The 413-nt window shown below is 57.4% G+C and carries 1 protein-coding gene; it reads left to right on the top strand.

The window, feature by feature from the left end; genetic code table 11:
* Positions 1 to 158 precede the first annotated feature (158 nt).
* Positions 159 to 413 (top strand): aminotransferase class III-fold pyridoxal phosphate-dependent enzyme (locus AC5ZG1_RS44530; RefSeq protein ID WP_496136588.1); only part of this gene is annotated, 255 nt, incomplete at its 3' end.

The following is a 413-nucleotide window of genomic DNA, read 5'->3' as shown; positions in this document are numbered from 1 at the left end:
GCCATTCATGCCGACGATCAGGATCTCGAAACGCGGATCCGCATCGGCCTTGCCGTCCATCCTGTCGCTCGCCATGACCTTGAAAATCCTCCGGGACAAGGCCAAGCTCCTATCTCATCGAAAGCAGCCTTTCAATCCGCGAGGGTTTTTTACCAGTCATGCCCGATACTTACCCGCTCTCGAACCTTGCCGCGATCGACGCCGCGCACCACCTGCACCCCTTCGCCGACATGAAGAAGCTGAATGCCGAGGGAGCGCGCATCATTCAGCGCGGTGAGGGCGTCTATATCTTCGATAGTCAAGGCAGGAAATATCTCGACGGCTTCGCCGGTCTCTGGTGCGTCAATATCGGTTACGGCCGCAGGGAGATTGCTGAGGTCGTCGCAAGGCAGATGAATGAGCTGCCCTATTAC

Source organism: Bradyrhizobium sp. Leo78, from assembly GCF_059512425.1.
The sequence above is the reverse complement of the archived record's forward strand: the minus strand, read 5'-3'. Positions and strand labels throughout refer to the sequence as shown.